The 15,287-nt window shown below is 68.8% G+C and carries 17 protein-coding genes; 10 read left to right on the top strand and 7 right to left on the bottom strand.

Annotated elements, in window-relative coordinates:
- Positions 1–9: 9 nt before the first annotated feature.
- From ychF to V5F59_RS16905, 3 genes are all read right to left on the bottom strand, one after another.
- Positions 10–1,107 (bottom strand): redox-regulated ATPase YchF, encoded by a 1,098-nt coding sequence (gene ychF, locus V5F59_RS16915; protein WP_393976372.1) that lies wholly within the window; start codon positions 1,105–1,107, stop codon positions 10–12.
- A 139-nt stretch (positions 1,108–1,246) separates the two neighbouring features.
- Positions 1,247–1,855: an aminoacyl-tRNA hydrolase gene (gene pth, locus V5F59_RS16910; RefSeq protein WP_393976371.1), complete on the bottom strand. Its 609-nt coding sequence runs from the start codon at positions 1,853–1,855 to the stop codon at positions 1,247–1,249.
- Positions 1,856–1,911: 56 nt separating this feature from the next.
- On the bottom strand, positions 1,912–2,514 hold the full coding sequence (locus tag V5F59_RS16905) for a 50S ribosomal protein L25/general stress protein Ctc (protein ID WP_393976370.1): 603 nt from the start codon (positions 2,512–2,514) through the stop codon (positions 1,912–1,914).
- A 183-nt stretch (positions 2,515–2,697) separates the two neighbouring features.
- Here V5F59_RS16905 and V5F59_RS16900 point away from each other — a divergent pair, with 183 nt between their 5' ends.
- Entirely contained in the window at positions 2,698–3,732 is a 1,035-nt protein-coding gene (locus V5F59_RS16900; protein WP_393976369.1) for a c-type cytochrome, read from the top strand.
- A gap of 63 nt (positions 3,733–3,795) precedes the next feature.
- Here the strand turns inward: V5F59_RS16900 and V5F59_RS16895 are convergent, their stop codons facing one another.
- The 3 genes from V5F59_RS16895 to V5F59_RS16885 all read right to left on the bottom strand — a co-directional run bounded on the left by V5F59_RS16895 (position 3,796) and on the right by V5F59_RS16885 (position 6,024).
- Positions 3,796–3,921, bottom strand: a complete 126-nt coding sequence (locus V5F59_RS16895) for a hypothetical protein (RefSeq protein WP_393976368.1) — start codon at positions 3,919–3,921, stop codon at positions 3,796–3,798.
- 114 nt (positions 3,922–4,035) lie between these two features.
- Positions 4,036–5,163 (bottom strand): zinc-dependent alcohol dehydrogenase family protein, encoded by a 1,128-nt coding sequence (locus V5F59_RS16890; RefSeq protein WP_393976367.1) that lies wholly within the window; start codon positions 5,161–5,163, stop codon positions 4,036–4,038.
- A 192-nt stretch (positions 5,164–5,355) separates the two neighbouring features.
- Positions 5,356–6,024 (bottom strand): TetR/AcrR family transcriptional regulator, encoded by a 669-nt coding sequence (locus V5F59_RS16885; protein WP_393976366.1) that lies wholly within the window; start codon positions 6,022–6,024, stop codon positions 5,356–5,358.
- Positions 6,025–6,281: 257 nt separating this feature from the next.
- Here V5F59_RS16885 and V5F59_RS16880 point away from each other — a divergent pair, with 257 nt between their 5' ends.
- The 9 genes from V5F59_RS16880 to cynS all read left to right on the top strand — a co-directional run bounded on the left by V5F59_RS16880 (position 6,282) and on the right by cynS (position 14,542).
- Positions 6,282–6,812, top strand: coding sequence for an OsmC family protein (locus V5F59_RS16880; RefSeq protein ID WP_509211235.1), 531 nt, complete (start codon positions 6,282–6,284; stop codon positions 6,810–6,812).
- Positions 6,813–6,902: 90 nt separating this feature from the next.
- Positions 6,903–8,024, top strand: coding sequence for an acyl-CoA dehydrogenase family protein (locus V5F59_RS16875; protein WP_393976364.1), 1,122 nt, complete (start codon positions 6,903–6,905; stop codon positions 8,022–8,024).
- An 88-nt stretch (positions 8,025–8,112) separates the two neighbouring features.
- Positions 8,113–8,976: a sulfurtransferase gene (locus V5F59_RS16870; RefSeq protein WP_393976363.1), complete on the top strand. Its 864-nt coding sequence runs from the start codon at positions 8,113–8,115 to the stop codon at positions 8,974–8,976.
- A gap of 25 nt (positions 8,977–9,001) precedes the next feature.
- On the top strand, positions 9,002–9,616 hold the full coding sequence (locus V5F59_RS16865; RefSeq protein ID WP_393976362.1) for a 2-hydroxychromene-2-carboxylate isomerase: 615 nt from the start codon (positions 9,002–9,004) through the stop codon (positions 9,614–9,616).
- Entirely contained in the window at positions 9,613–10,788 is a 1,176-nt protein-coding gene (locus V5F59_RS16860; protein ID WP_393976361.1) for an NAD(P)/FAD-dependent oxidoreductase, read from the top strand. Before V5F59_RS16865 ends, V5F59_RS16860 begins: the two co-directional genes overlap by 4 nt.
- 66 nt (positions 10,789–10,854) lie before the next feature.
- Positions 10,855–12,219 (top strand): CmpA/NrtA family ABC transporter substrate-binding protein, encoded by a 1,365-nt coding sequence (locus V5F59_RS16855; RefSeq protein ID WP_393976360.1) that lies wholly within the window; start codon positions 10,855–10,857, stop codon positions 12,217–12,219.
- Positions 12,220–12,223: 4 nt separating this feature from the next.
- Positions 12,224–13,063, top strand: coding sequence for a nitrate ABC transporter permease (gene ntrB, locus V5F59_RS16850; protein WP_393976359.1), 840 nt, complete (start codon positions 12,224–12,226; stop codon positions 13,061–13,063).
- A gap of 5 nt (positions 13,064–13,068) precedes the next feature.
- The gene (locus V5F59_RS16845; RefSeq protein WP_393976358.1) at positions 13,069–13,986 is read left to right on the top strand and encodes an ABC transporter ATP-binding protein; all 918 of its coding nucleotides are present in this window, start codon (positions 13,069–13,071) and stop codon (positions 13,984–13,986) included.
- Positions 13,987–14,053: 67 nt separating this feature from the next.
- Entirely contained in the window at positions 14,054–14,542 is a 489-nt protein-coding gene (gene cynS, locus V5F59_RS16840; RefSeq protein ID WP_138401318.1) for a cyanase, read from the top strand.
- Between the two features lie 135 nt (positions 14,543–14,677).
- On the opposite strand, the gene V5F59_RS16835 is transcribed toward cynS, so the two are convergent.
- Positions 14,678–15,241 carry a nitroreductase family protein gene (locus V5F59_RS16835; RefSeq protein ID WP_393976357.1) on the bottom strand — a complete coding sequence of 188 codons (564 nt, stop codon included), beginning with the start codon at positions 15,239–15,241 and terminating at the stop codon, positions 14,678–14,680.
- Positions 15,242–15,287: the final 46 nt, after the last annotated feature.

Below are 15,287 nucleotides of genomic sequence, written 5' to 3'. Positions count from 1 at the left end.
CCCGGCCCGTCAGTTGGCGAAGCGGAAGTGCAGCACGTCGCCGTCGGCGACCACGTAGTCCTTGCCTTCCAGGCGGAAGCGCCCGCCCTCGCGGGCCCCGGCTTCGCCCTTGAACTTCACGTAATCGTCGAAGGCGACGGTCTCCGCGCGGATGAAGCCCTTCTCGAAATCCGAGTGGATCACGCCCGCCGCCGCCGGGGCCTTGGTGCCGGCGGTGATGGTCCAGGCGCGGGCTTCCTTGGGGCCCACGGTGAAATAGGTGAGGAGCTGGAGCAGCTCGTAGCCGGCGCGGATCACCCGGTTGAGGCCCGGCTCGTCGAGGTCGATGGCCTCCAGATATTCCTTCTGCTCGTCCGGCGGCAGCACGGCGATCTCGCTCTCGATCTTGGCGGAGACGACGACGGCCATGGCGCCTTCCTCCTTCGCCCGGGCGAACACCTCGGCGGAGAGGGAGTTGCCTTCCTTGGCGGAGGCCTCCTCCACGTTGCACACGTAGAGCACCGGCTTGGCGGAGAGCAGGCCCAGCTGGTTGAACAGCTTGCGCTCCTCCGCCTTCACCTCGGCGAGGCGCGCGGGCTTGCCCTCGCGCAGGAGGACGAGGGCGCGCATCACGAGGTCGAGGGTTTCCTTCGCCTCCTTGTCGGCGCCCTTGGCCTTCTTCTCCAGCGCCGTGACGCGCTTCTCCAGGCTGTCGAGATCGGCCAGCATCAGCTCGGTCTCGATGGTCTCGATGTCGTTGACCGGGGCGATCTTGCCTTCCACGTGGGTCACGTCGCCGTCCTCGAAGCAGCGCACCACATGGGCGATGGCGTCGCACTCGCGGATGTTGGCGAGGAACTGGTTGCCGAGGCCCTCGCCCTTGGAGGCGCCGCGCACCAGGCCGGCGATGTCCACGAAGGTGAGGCGGGTGGGGATGATCGCTCCCGAGCCGGCGATCTCCGCCAGGGTGTCGAGGCGCGGATCGGGCACCGCCACGTCACCCACGTTGGGCTCGATGGTGCAGAACGGATAGTTCGCCGCCTGCGCCGCCGCGGTCTGGGTCAGCGCGTTGAAGAGGGTGGACTTGCCCACGTTGGGAAGCCCGACGATGCCGCATTTGAAGCCCATGGAACGCCCGGAGTTTCATCCGCCGGCCGTTGCGGCGGCAGGAGGGAAGGAAAGGATGGGGTCAGGAGTGTGACCGTTCGGCCCTCGCATATCCCCTGACGGGAGGGCTGCGCAACCCGGCGGAGAGCCGCGCCCCGCCTCAGCTCTTCTCGCCCACGCGCTTCGGCTCGGCAAAGCCCTGTGCCTCAATGAACAGGTGGGCGCGGTTCTGGAATTCCTCCGGGCGCCGTTCCGCCAGCAGGGGGGCGAAATCGGCGCAGGCGTCGCACACCGCGTCGAGCCAGCCCTTTTCGCTCTTGGCGAAGTCGCCGAGCACATAGGGCATCACCATGGCCTTGTCGCCCGGATGGCCGATGCCGAGGCGCACGCGGAAATAATCGTTGCCGCACTGGGCGGTGATGGACCTGAGGCCGTTGTGGCCGGCGTTGCCGCCGCCCTTCTTGATGCGCACCTTGGCGGGCGGCAGGTCCAGCTCGTCGTGGAAGACGAAGATGTGGTCGAGGGGGATCTTGTAGAAGCGCTGGGCTTCCGAGACCGCGCGCCCGCTCTCGTTCATGTAGGTTTCGGGGAAGAGCGCGATCACCTTCTCGCCGGCGATCTCGCCTTCCGCGGCCATGGACTGGAAGCGGCGCCGGAGCGGTCCCAGCCGGTGGCGCCGGCAGATGGCGTCGAGCGCCATGAAGCCGATATTGTGCCGGTTGCCGGCATATTTCGGGCCGGGGTTGCCGAGCCCTGCGAACAGGAACATGTGGCTTTCCTCCGGCCCGAAAACGTCTCTCGCGATAAAGCCGGAAGGCCGAAGGATCAGGCCTTCGGCTCTTCCTCGGCGACCACCTCTTCGCCGCCGGACGGGGCGACGATGGTGGCGAGGGTGTCATCGCCGTGGCCGGCCCAGGTCACGCCCTCGGGCAGCTTCTGGGTGGAGAGGTGGAAGGTGTCGCCATAGTTGGCGCCGGTGAGGTCGACCTCGATCGCGTCCGGGATGGACTCGGCGGGGCAGTCGAGCTCGACGGTGTGGGCTACCACGTTCAGGGTGCCGCCGGCCTTCAGCGCCGGGGAGGCTTCCTGCTTCACGAAGTGCACAGGCACTTCCACCGTCACGGTCGCGCCCTTGGAGACGCGCAGGAAGTCCACGTGCAGGGGGAAGTCCTTCACCGGGTCCAGCTGGTAGTCGCGCGGGATCACGCGGTGCTTGGTGCCGTCCACGTCCACCTCGAACAGGGTGGTGAGGAAGTGGCCCGCATAGATCGCCCGGTTGACGGCGATGTAGTCGAGGGAAATCGTCACGGGCTCCTGCTTCTCGCCGTAGATCACGGCGGGCACGCGCCCGGCGCGGCGCTCGGCACGGGCGGCCCCCTTGCCGGCCCGCGGGCGCGCCACAGCCTTCAGTTCCTTGATGGCAGTCATGGCACTTGTCCTGAATCTGATATGGTTCCGGAATTCCGCCGCATCCTTGTGGACGCGCGGATTCGCCTTGCGGCACGCCTCCAGGGGGGCGCATGCCGAAAGCGAAGGCGCGCTTATAGCGACGCCGGGGCTGGAATGCAAGAAAGACGGGCCTTCGCGAGGCCTGCACACAAGGGGGGACGCATGCGCCGGACCAGCATGGTAGGTTACGCGGCGGTTGTCGCCTTCTGCGTCTCGGCGGGCGTGGCCGGGGCTCCCGCGCAGCCGCCGGAGCCGGCAAACCTCGCCGCTGCCGGCAAGCGCATCGCGGTATGGGACATTCCCGATATCGACCAGCTACCCGACGACGAGCACGGACGCCTCGTGCGCTACGGCCGCTCCGTGCTGGAGGCCACCGCCCGCCACATCGGCCCGGATGCGCCGGATCCCGTCATGCGCTTCGCCGGCAACAACCTTGCCTGCACCAGCTGCCACCTCGACGCGGGCAGGAAGAAATTCGGCCTGCCGCTGGTGGCGGCCGCGGCCGACTATCCCCTCTATTCCGCCCGCTCGGGTGAGCTCGCGAGCCTCGAGGACCGGCTCGACAGCTGCATGACGCGTTCCATGAACGGCCGGCCCATGCCGCGCGACGTGAGGCCCATGCGGGCGCTGGTGGCCTATCTCACGGTCCTGTCGTCCGCGCTGCCGCGCGGGGCGGCGATCGAGGGCGCGGGCGCCGGCGCCATGGCGGAACTGGACCGTCCCGCCGACCCCGCGCGCGGGGCCGTGATCTATGCGCGGACCTGCGTCTTCTGCCATGGGGAGGACGGGCGCGGCCTCGTCCGCAACGGCGCGGACGCAAGCCTCGGCTACGGCGTTCCGCCCTTGTGGGGGCCGGACAGCTTCAACGACGGCGCGGGCATGAACCGGCTCGTCACCATCGCCAACTTCGTGCACGACAACATGCCCGCCGGCATCGACTGGCTGATGCCGGCGCTGGTCCCGGCCGATGCGTGGGACGTGGCGGCCTATGTGGCGAGCCGCGGGCGTCCGCACCGGGAGGGGCTGGAGAAGGACTTCCCGGACCTGCTCGACAAGCCGGTGGATGCGCCCTATGGCCCCTATGCGGACAGCTTCCCGCAGGCGCAGCATAAATACGGCCCGTTCGCGCCCATCCGCGCCGAGATCGCGCGGCTGAAGGCCGAGAAGGGCACGGTGCCGAACCCGGATGCGCGATAGGGACGGCCCCCGATCGCACGGGCGGCGATACGTTCTCTTGCCCGGGCCTCCGGGCCGCGGGCGCTACCTGGGGGTAGTGGACTGGCAGGCGTTGGGCTTGCCCTGCCCGAACCAGTTGCCGCACTTGTCGCAGCCGGACAGGCCGAGGGCGAGCGCCGCGACGACGGCAAGGCGGATGGCGGCGCGCATGGCTTCTCCTGCGAACAAGCGGCGTCCCGCGGCACGCTCCCGGCCGACGGTCGCGCCGGACTTTATGCAAACCTGCGGGGAAGGAAAGCCCCTCCCCGCAGGGCAGGCGGCTGATCAGTAGACGATGACGTGCCGCACCACCTCGCCGCGGTCGAGGCGATCGAAGCCCTCGTTGATTCCATCGAGCGGGCCGGTGGAGGAAAGCAGGCGGTTCACCGGCAGCTTGCCGCGCTTGTAGAGCGCCATGAAACGCGGAATGTCGCGGGGCGGCACGCAGCTGCCCATGTAGCTGCCCTTGATGGTGCGCTCCTCCGCCACCAGGTGCACCGGCGGCAGGGAAACGCGGGCGTTGGGGTTGGCGAGGCCGCCGGTGGTGGTGGTGCCGCCGCGCCGGGTGATCTTGTAGGCCAGCTCGAAGGCGGGGGCGGAGCCCGCCATCTCCACCGCGTGGTCCACGCCGCCCTTCGTGGCCGCCTTCACGGCCTCCACGATGTCGGGGTCGCTGGCCAGGAAGGTGTCGGTGGCGCCGATCTGCCGGGCAAGGTCGAGCTTCTGGGGCGAGAGGTCGAGGGCGACGATCTGGTCGGCGCCGGCCGCCACCGCGCCCATCACCGCCGACAGGCCGACGCCGCCGAGGCCCACCACCGCGACGCTCTGGCCCGGCCTGACGCCGCAGGTGTTCACCACCGTGCCGACGCCGGTCATCACCGCGCAGCCGAACAGGGCCGCGTCGACGAGCGACATCTCCTTGTCGATCTTGATGATGGAGCGGCGCGAGACCACCGCATATTCGCCGAAGCCGGCGATGCCGCACAGGTGATACACGTCCGTGCCGTCGTCGCACTTCAGGCGCCGCCCGCCGCCGAGCAGGGTGCCGGCGCCGTTGGCCGCCTGGCCTGGGCCGCACAGCTGGGCCCGGCCCTCCATGCAGGAGGGGCAGGTGCCGCAGGTGGGCACGAAGCTCATCACCACGTGGTCGCCGGGGACGAGGTCGTCCACGCCCGGGCCGGCCTCCACCACCACGCCGGAGGCCTCGTGGCCCAGCACCATGGGGGTCTGGCGCGGGCGGTCGCCGTTGATCACCGAAAGGTCGGAATGGCACAGGCCGGCCGCCGCCACCTTGATGAGCACCTCGCCGGCCTGGGGCGGCGCGAGCTCGACGGTCTCGATGGAGAGGGGCTTGGTCTCCGCATAGGGCTTGCTGACCGGGGACGTGCGGAGCACGGCGGCGCGAATACGCATCATATTTCCTCCCGACGCATGTTGATGCCGTAATGGCGGTGGGCCGCGGCACCGTCAAGCTCGGGAGGCAGGTATTTCGCCGGGGTGGCGCGCGGCATTCCCCGGGGTGGGACGGGCGGGGGCATCGCGCCCGTCCGGCACGACATGGCGACGGCGCATGGCGGCAGGGCGCGGCGCCGACCCGCCAGCGCGTCAGGCCGCTTCCGCGGCGAAGCCGGCGAGCAGCAGGTCGGCGGTCTGGCCGGCGAGCAGGGCGACATTGGGGTCCTCGGTGATCATGGCGGCGACGATGGCGCCGTCGATGAGCACGCCCAATTGATGAGCGACACCGTTGGCATCCCGCGCGCCCGCCTCCCCGGCGAGGCCGGCGATGGTCTCCAGCACCACCTTCTTGTGGGCGAGGGCGATCTGGCGCAGGCGGTCATCCTTCTTGTCGTGCTCGGCCACCGCATTGATGAAGGGGCAGCCGAAGAAGTGCTCCTGCCCGAACCATTCCCGCAGCACGGGAAAGATCCGGCGCAGGCGCATGACCGGCGTTGCCTCGCCCTTGAGCAGCTCGCCGAGAAACCAGTCGCGCCATGCCGCGCCCTCGCGCTCCAGCACCGCCTCCACGAGGCGCTCCTTGGAGCCGAAGGTCTTGTAGAGGGTGGCCTTGGCGGTCGCGGCCTCCGCCACCACCGCGTCCACGCCCACGGCGTTGATGCCGTACTGGCAGAAGAGCTTCGTCGCCGCCTGGAGAATGCGCTCGCGCGCCTTCGGCTCGCCCTCGGCACCGCCGGGGGCCGCGTCGGGCTGTGTCTCGGCCTTTGAGCGCACGGGGGCGCGGGGGGCCGGCGCCCGCAATGTCTTCGCCTGCTGCATCGCTTCTCACCACCGTGCCGCAAGTGTGGGCACAAAGACAGACCTGTCTGTTCCATACAGGCAGGAATCATGCCGCGCAATGGGTGTGGGGAATCCGCCAAAATCCTTTCCTTGCCTATGTAAATCGCGTCTTGCGCGAATTCATGGGTCGCGCACCGGCCTCTGGCACGGCGCGTGCATAAGACAGACCGGTCTGTCTATCGCGACCCAAGGAGATCTGGATGTCTGCGCCCCAAACCGTTCTCACCGGCTGCCTGATGCCCGAGGCGACCACGGGCTGCCTCGCCCCCATCGACAAGGGTGGGCTGGAGAAGCTCATCGCCGCCGGCAAGGCGGACCCGAAGGTCATCAAGACCCTGAAGTGCAAGACCGTGGCCGAGGGGCGCTTCCGCCACGCCAACTACATCCGCAACCTCGCCCCCTACATCGTCGACGAGCCCCCGGGCCTCCTGGGCGACGACACCGCCCCGAACCCCTCCGAGGCGTCGCTGGCGGCGCTCGGCTCCTGCATCGCGGTGGGCCTCCACGCCAATGCGGTGCATCGCGGCTGGACCGTGCGCAAGCTGGAGCTCGCCCTCGAGGGCGATCTCAACATCACCGCCGTGTGGGGCACGGGCGACGTGAGCGAGAAGCCGGTGGGCTTCACCGACGTGCGCGTGAAGGTGGAGATGGAGTGCGACGGCGTGCCCAAGGAGGAGATCGACGCCCTCGTCGCCCACGTCACCAAGTGGTCGCCGGTGGCCAACACCTTCGTCCGCCCGGTGAATCTCGAGGTCACCCAGGCCTGAGCCTGCCCGCGCGAACGGCATGCCCGGCGGGTCCGGGCATGCCCCATCCGCCCCGTGGATCGCCCCGATTGCGCCCTGCCGAGGATTGCCATGCCCGCTTCCGCCGTGACCGCCTTGTCGCCGCATGATCCCTCCGCGTCGAACCTCGATCCCGGAGCGGCCCTCGCCGAGATCGGCAAGATCGCGATGACCGATCTGTCCGCCTGGGCCCGCGCTATCGACGAGGGCACCTATCCGGCCACCCTGCTGCACCGCTTCGCCGATGCCGGCGCCTTCCGCCTGCATCTGGATGGTGGCCACCGGCTCGGCCCGGCCATCGAGGGCATGAGCCGCATCTCGGAGGTGTGCACCGGCACCGGCTTCATGGCCTGGTGCCAGAACACGTTGGTCTGGTACCTCATCAATTCCGACAACACCGCCGCCCGCGCCAAGTATCTGGCCGCCGCGGCCACCGGGCATGTGCTCGGCGGCACCGCGCTCTCCAACCCCATGAAGTCCTTCTTCGGCATCGAGACGCTGAAGCTGAAGGGCACGCGGGTGGAGGGTGGCTACAAGGTGAAGGGCATCCTGCCCTGGGTGTCCAACCTCGGTCCAGATCATTTCTTCGGCGCCATCTTCGCCCTCGACGACGGCGAGCCGGTGATGGCGCTCGTCGACTGCGCCGACCCGGCCGTGACGCTGAAGCCCTGCGAGCCGTTCCTGGGCATGGACGGCACCGGCACCTACGCGGTGCAGGTCCGCGACCTGTTCGTGCCCGACGAGATGGTGCTCGCCCACGAGGCCATGCCCTTCGTGAAGAAGATGCGGGCCGGCTTCATCCTGCTGCAGGCGGGCATGGCGATCGGCCTCATCCGCGACTGCATCGCCATGATGCGCGAGGTGGAAGGGCCGCTCGGCCACGTGAACCGCTTCCTGGAGACCCAGCCCGACCAGATGGCGGAGACGCTGGCAGCCATCGAGGCAGAGGTGAACGCACTGGCCGAGACGCCGTTCGACACGTCCCCGGAATACTGGCGCCGCGTGGTGGCCGCCCGCCTCCTCGCCGGGGAAAAGAGCGTCGAGGCCGCCCACAACGCCATGCTCCATTGCGGGGCGCGGGGCTATGTGCGCGCCCACCGCTGCCAGCGCCGCCTGCGCGAGGCCTATTTCGTCGCCATCGTCACCCCGGCCACCAAGCAGCTGAAGCTCATGCTCGCCGAACTGCCGGCCTGAGCTCACCTTCCCGCCTTCACAACACGAGAGGCGCAAAGCCTCCGGCACCTTCCGTTCGTCTCATCGCCTTCCATGAGAGGGGATCACCATGAGTGCCATCCTGATTTCGCCGCCCGACCTGTCGAAGCTGATCCTGTCCGAGCCCACCGTCGTCATCGATACGCGCGACCCCGCGAGCTATGCCGCCGGGCACATTCCCGGCGCGGTCAACCTGCACGAGATCTTCACCTTCCTCGCCACCTCCACGCCGGAGGGCTACGCCGAGCTGCGCGCCAGGTTCGCCGAGGCGTTCGGCAAGGCCGGGCTTTCCGGCGCCGAGACGGCGGTGATCTACGAGCAGTCCATGAACTCGGGCTTCGGCCAGTCGTGCCGCGGCTATTTCCTGCTCACCTTCCTCGGCTATCCCAGGATCAAGGTGCTGCACGGCGGCTTCGCGGCCTGGCAGGCGGCGGGGCTTCCCGTCTCCCTCGACACCCCCGCGCCGAAGAATGCCACCTTCCCCGTGGACACGGCCGCCGGTGAGGTGATCATCGATGCCGCGGCCATGCTGAAGGCCGTGGAGGACCCCGCCGTCGCCAAGCTCGACGTGCGCGACGTGGACGAGTGGATCGGCGAAAGCTCGTCGCCCTACGGCAAGGATTTCTGCCCCCGCAAGGGCCGCATCCCCGGCGCCAAGTGGATCGAGTGGTACCGCATGATGAAGCCCACCGCCGAGGGGCCGCGCTTCAAGTCCTCGGCCGAGATCCTCGCCGAGTGCGCGACGGTCGGCATCTCTCCCGAGACCCCTGTCTATCTCTACTGCTTCAAAGGGGCGCGGGCCTCCAACACCTTCCTGGCGCTGAAAGAGGCGGGGGTGAAGGACGTGAAGATGTATTTTGGCTCCTGGAACGAGTGGTCGCGCGATCCGGCGCTGCCCATCGAGGAGGGGCACCCGGCCGCGGCTCTCGCCTGAACGCGAGCCAGCAAGGAGCCCCGCCGTGTCCGAGATCATCTGCTATTTCAGCCCGCAATCGGGCTATGCCTACCTTGGGCACGGGCGCCTGCGCGCCATCGCGCGCGAAAGCGGCGCCGCCATCCTCTGGCGGCCCGTCGACATCCTGAAGGTCTTCGCCGCGGGTGGCTCCACCGCCCCGGCGAAGCAGTCCCCCCAGCGCAACGCCTATCGCAAGGCCGACATCGTGCGCTGGGCGAAGCTCGCCGGCGTCCCCATCAACACCGAGCCGAAGTTCTGGCCCACCGACACGCTTCCCGCCTGCCGCCTGATCGTCGCGGCGCAGCTCGAGGGGCTCGACCCCGCGGACCTCATCGGCGCCTGCCTTGCCGCCGTGTGGGCGCGGGACATCCAGATTTCCGAGCGTGCGAACCTCGTCCGTCTCGCCGACGAGGTGGGCCTTGACGGCGCCAGGCTCGCCGAGCTGTCCGACAGCGTGGCGGCGGCCGAGCAGGTGGAGCGCAACACCGCCGCGGCCATCGAGGCCGGCGTGTTCGGCTCGCCCACCTATTTTGTGAATGGCGAGATGTATTTCGGCCAGGACCGTCTGCATTTCGTCGAAGCCGCCCTCAAGGGCGGGACGGCGGAGGCGGCGCAATGAGCGGGCCTCTTGTCATCATCGGCGCGGGGCAGGCGGCGGCCCAGGCCGTCACCTCGCTGAAGGCCGAGGGATACGCCCGCCCCATCGTCGTGATCGGCGACGAGCCCTATCTGCCGTACCAGCGCCCACCGCTCTCCAAGGCCTATCTCGGCGGCGAGATGACCGAGGACCGGCTGGAGCTGAAGGCCCCCACCTTCTATGCCGAGGCGGGTGTGGACATGCGCCTGTCCACCCGCGTCGCCCGCGTCTTTCCCGCCGACAGGGAGGTGGAGCTCGCCGATGGCGCGCGCCTGTCCTACGGCGCGCTGCTCATCGCCACCGGCACGCGCGCCCGGGCGCTGCCGGTGCCGGGCGCGGATCTGGCCGGCGTCTTCTCCATCCGCACCATCGACGACGTGAAGCATTTCCGCGCCGCGGCCGAGCCGGGAGCGCGGCTCGTCATCATCGGCGGCGGGTACATCGGCCTCGAGGTGGCGGCCAAGGCGAGGAAGCTCGGCCTGGACGTGACCGTGGTGGAGGGCGCCCCCCGGCTGCTCGCCCGCGTGGCGTGCTCCACCATCTCCGACTTCGCCCGCACCCTCCACGAGGGGCACGGCATCGCCATTCTCACCGGCACCGGCGTGACGCGCCTCGTCGGGACGGAGCGGGTGACGGGCGTGGAGCTTCAGGACGGGCGGGTGCTGCCCGCCGACCTCGTCCTGTCCGCCGTCGGAGCGGTGCCCAACACCGAACTCGCGGCGGCGGCCGGCCTGACCATCGAGAACGGCATCCGCGTGGACGAGGCGACCCGAACCAGCATGCCCGACATCCATGCGGTCGGGGATGTTGCCTCCTTTCCGAGCAGGCTCTACGGGCGCCGCGTTCGCCTTGAATCTGTGCAGAACGCCATCGACCAGGCCAAGGCTGCCGCAAAAACCATCGCCGGAGGCGTCATTGCATACGATCCGATCCCCTGGTTCTGGTCGGATCAACATGATGTGAAGCTTCAGATCGCCGGCCTGCTGGACGGCTTCGACCGCACCGAGGTGGAGGGCGACGTCGCCGCCGGCCGTTTCTGCGTGCGGTATTTCAAGGGGGAGCGGCTGCTGGCCGTCACCTCCGTCAACGATCCCAAGAGCCACATGCTGGCGCGCAAGTCGCTCGCCCCGCCGCCGGTGTCCGTGCCCGGCTAGGCCGTGGCACGGGCATTGCCATTGCCCCCACGTCATCCCACCCGTACTCCCGCGAGGAATTGCCCGATGTCGATGTTCTCGAACCCGTTCTCGACCATGTCGAAGCTCGGTCGTTGCCTGTGCGGGCGGCATTCCAGCGCGGAGGAGCATGCGGCGGCGGAACGGGCGGCCTCCCTCTCCGACGAGGGGCGCTACAAGGAGGTGGTGGCCTCCGGCCTCATGCGCGCGCTGTTTCCCGGCGACATGCAGCGCCGCGCCTTCCTGAAGGCGGTGGGCGCCTCCACCGCCGCTGCGGCGCTGGCCACCTTCTTCCCGCTGGACGCGGCCACCGAAGCCTTCGCCGCCACCGGCAAGCCGGAGAAGACCGACCTCAAGGTCGGCTTCATCCCCATCACCTGCGCCACGCCCATCATCATGGCCCATCCCATGGGCTTCTACACGAAGCATGGCCTCAACGTGGAGGTGGTGAAGACCGCCGGCTGGGCGGTGATCCGCGACAAGACCATCAACAAGGAATACGACGCCGCCCACATGCTGGCGCCCATGCCGCTCGCCATCAGCCAGGGCATCGGCTCCAACCCCATCCCCTTCGCCGCGGCGGCCATTGAGAACATCAACGGCCAGTCCTTCACGCTCGGCATCAAGCACAAGGACAAGATGGACGTGAAGTCGTGGAAGGGCATGAAGCTTGCCATTCCCTACGACTTCTCCATGCACAACTATTTGCTGCGCTACCTGCTGGCGGAGAACGGCCTCGACCCGGACACCGACGTGCAGCTGCGCGTGGTGCCGCCGCCGGAGATGGTGGCGAACCTCAGGGCCGAGAACATCGACGGCTTCCTCGCCCCGGACAACGTGGCCCAGCGCGCCGTGTTCGACGGCGTGGGCTTCATCCACTCCCTGTCCAAGACCATGTGGGACGGCCACCCCTGCTGCTCGTTCGCGGCCAGCAAGGAATTCATCGCCACCATGCCCAACACCTATGCGGCGCTGCTGCGGGCCATCGTGGACGCCACCGGCTATGCCTCGAAAGCCGAGAACCGCAAGGCCATCGCCGAGGCCATCGCCCCGGCGGCCTATCTCAACGCTCCGCCGGTGGTGCTGGAGCAGGTGCTGGTGGGCAAGTATGCGGACGGACTCGGCCAGATCAAGGACGACCCCAGGCGGGTCGATTTCGACCCCTTCCCGTGGGATTCGTTCGCCGTGTGGATGCTGACCCAGATGAAGCGCTGGGGCCAGATCAAGGGCGACGTGGACTACGCCAAGGTGGCCAACGAGGTGTTCCTCGCCACCGACGCGGCCAAGGTGATGAAGGAGATGGGCCTCACTCCGCCCGCCACCACCTCCAAGTCGTTCTCGGTGATGGGCAAGGTCTTCGATCCGGCGAAGCCCGCCGAATACGTCGCCTCCTTCGCCATCAAGCGGAGCTGACGCCATGAAGAGCCTCGGCGTGCGCGCCGGCCTCCTCTCGGTGCTGCTGTTCGTCGCCTTCTGCGCGGCCTGGCAGATCGCCGTCACCCCGAGCGCAAGCTCGGGACCGGCGCTCGATCCCGAATATGCCAAGCTGATGGGCATCTCCACCGCCGGGGCCAAGTCCGCCATGCCGGGGCCGCTCGACGTGGCGGGCAAGCTCTGGGACAACCTCAAGCGGCCCTTCTACGACAACGGGCCGAACGACAAGGGCCTCGGCCTCCAGCTGCTCTATTCCATCGGCCGGGTGTTCATCGGCTACGGGCTGGCGGTGCTGGTGGCGGTGCCGGTGGGCTTTCTCATCGGCATGTCGCCGCTCGCCTACCGGGCGCTGGACCCGTTCATCCAGGTGCTGAAGCCCATCTCGCCGCTCGCCTGGATGCCGCTCGCCCTCTACACCATCAAGGATTCCTCCCTCTCGGCCATCTTCGTCATCTTCATCTGCTCGGTCTGGCCCATGCTCATCAACACCGCCTTCGGGGTGGGGGCGGTGCGCAAGGAATGGCTGAACGTGGCGCGGACGCTGGAGGTGGGGCCGTGGCGGCGCGCCTTCACGGTGATCCTGCCGGCGGCGGCGCCCACCATCCTCACCGGCATGCGCATCTCCATCGGCATCGCCTGGCTCGTCATCGTCGCGGCGGAGATGCTCGTGGGCGGCACCGGCATCGGCTACTTCGTCTGGAACGAGTGGAACAACCTCTCCATCGCCAACGTGATCGTGGGCATCCTGCTCATCGGCTTCGTGGGCATGGTGCTCGACCTGATCCTCGCGCGCTTCCAGAAGCGCGTGACCTTCCCGGAGTGAGCGCCATGGACACGCCCCATCCCAAGTTCATCTCCATCGAAGGCATCGCCCGGCGCTATCCCGCGCCCGGCGGGGGCAGAACGACCATCTTCGAGAACCTGTGGCTACAGGTGCCCAAGGGCGAGTTCGTCTGCATCATCGGCCATTCCGGCTGCGGCAAGACCAGCGTGCTCAACATCCTCGCCGGGCTGGAAGAGCCGTCCGACGGGGTGGTGGTGGTGGACGGGCAGGCCATCTCCGGCCCCAGCCTCGACCGCGCGGTGATCTTTCAGGGCCATGCGCTGCTGCCGTGGCGGAGCGTCATCGGCAACGTCGCCTATGCGGTCTCCTCCCGCTGGCGCAAGGCTGGGCGGGCGGAGGTGGAGGAGCGGGCGAAGCGCTTCATCGACCTCGTGGGCCTGAAGGGCAGCGAGCTGAAGAAGCCGGCGGAGCTCTCCGGCGGCATGCGCCAGCGCGTGGGCATCGCCCGGGCGCTCTCCATCGAGCCCAAGATCCTGCTCATGGACGAGCCCTTCTCGGCGCTCGACGCCCTCACCCGCGGCACCTTGCAGGACGAGGTGCGGCGCATCTGCAAGTCCACCGGCCAGACGGTGGTCATGATCACCCACGACGTGGACGAGGCCATCTACCTCGCCGACAAGATCGTGCTGATGACCAACGGCCCGGAGGCCATGGTGGCCGAGGTGGTGGAGAACCCGCTGCCGGCCGTGCGCGCCCGCGACAGCATCCACCGCGAGCCGGACTACTACACGGTGCGCAACCATCTGGTGGACTTCCTCGTCTCCCGCAGCCGCACCTTCAGGGACGAGAAGCCGGAGGGCTACGACCCGCGCCACCCCCCGCGGGTGCGGCTCGGGACCCCGCCCGTGCCTCCGCCCGCCAACACCATCCCCTTCCCCGCGCTCGCCAGCGGACGCGACTAGGCGCGCGCGTGTGAAACGGCCGGTCCGGCCCCTTCAAGCGAACGACAAGAGTGGAGAAGAAGACCACATGAAGCGCGAACAGCTCACCGAGAAGATCCTCGACATCAAGCGCGAGAAGGGCTGGACCTGGAAGTACATCTGCGAGGAGATCGGCGGCATGTCGCCTTTCCTCGTGGTGGGGGCGCTGCTCGGCCAGATGAAGCTGGTGAAGCCGCTGGCGAAGAAGGCGGCGGAGCTGTTCGGCCTCTCTGAGGTGGAGGAGCGCATGCTCAACGAGGTGCCCATGCGCGGCGCCGGCACGCCCATGCCCCCCACCGACCCGCTGATCTACCGCTTCTACGAGCTGGTGATGGTCAACGGCCCGGCGTGGAAGGCGCTGATCGAGGAGGAGTTCGGCGACGGTATCATGTCCGCCATCGACTTCAACATGGAGATGGTGCGCGAGCCGAACCCCAAGGGCGACCGGGTGCAGATCACCATGTCGGGCAAGTTCCTGCCCTACAAATACTACGGCAACGAGCAGGGCATCCCGGACTACGGCTTCAAGGAAAGCTGAGGCCGCGGCGCCCCCGTCCCCCGGCCGGCGTGTCCGGGGGATCGGTTCCTGCGTATCGGGGCGCCGGGCGTATCGAGGGCAGGGATGGCCTGGAGCCCGGCGTTCCCGGCTCCAGGCTGATTCAGGGCGCCGCCGTCAGAACCGCGTCACCACCTGGGCGAGGTCCGGCCGGGGCCGGTCCTCGAGCTTCTGGGTGGCGGTGCCCATGTAGATGAAGCCGGCGATGCGCTCGTGCCCGGCAAGGCCGAGGGCGGCCCGCGCGCCGGCGTCATAGGTCGGCCATTCGGTGACCCAGGTGGCGCCGTAGCCCAGCGCTGCCGCCGCGATCAGCATGTTCTGGCAGCAGGCGGCGGCGGAGAGCAGCTGCTCGTATTCCGGGATCTTCACGTGCGGCGCGGCGGTGGAGACGACCGCCACCACCAGCGGCACCCGCAGGAAGCGGCTGCGCTCGTCCTCCAGCCGCTTGTCCGCGACCTGCGGATCGCTCGCCTTCAGCGCCGCCGCAAGGGCTTCGCCGGCGCGGGCGCGGCCTTCTCCCTCGAACACGATGAAGCGCCAGGGCGCGAGCTTGCCATGGTCCGGCACGCGGGCGGCGAGGGTGAGGATGGTGTCGAGATCCTGGGCCGAAGGGCCGGGGGCGACGAGATCGATGATGCGGGACGAGCGGCGGGTGGAAAGGAGGTCGAGGGCATCGGGCATGGCTGGAAAAGCTCTCTTCGGCAATGCAACGGATGGGAAGGGCGGG

Source organism: Xanthobacter nonsaccharivorans, from assembly GCF_043194755.2.
Lineage (GTDB): Bacteria > Pseudomonadota > Alphaproteobacteria > Rhizobiales > Xanthobacteraceae > Xanthobacter > Xanthobacter autotrophicus_G.
The sequence above is the reverse complement of the archived record's forward strand: the minus strand, read 5'-3'. Positions and strand labels throughout refer to the sequence as shown.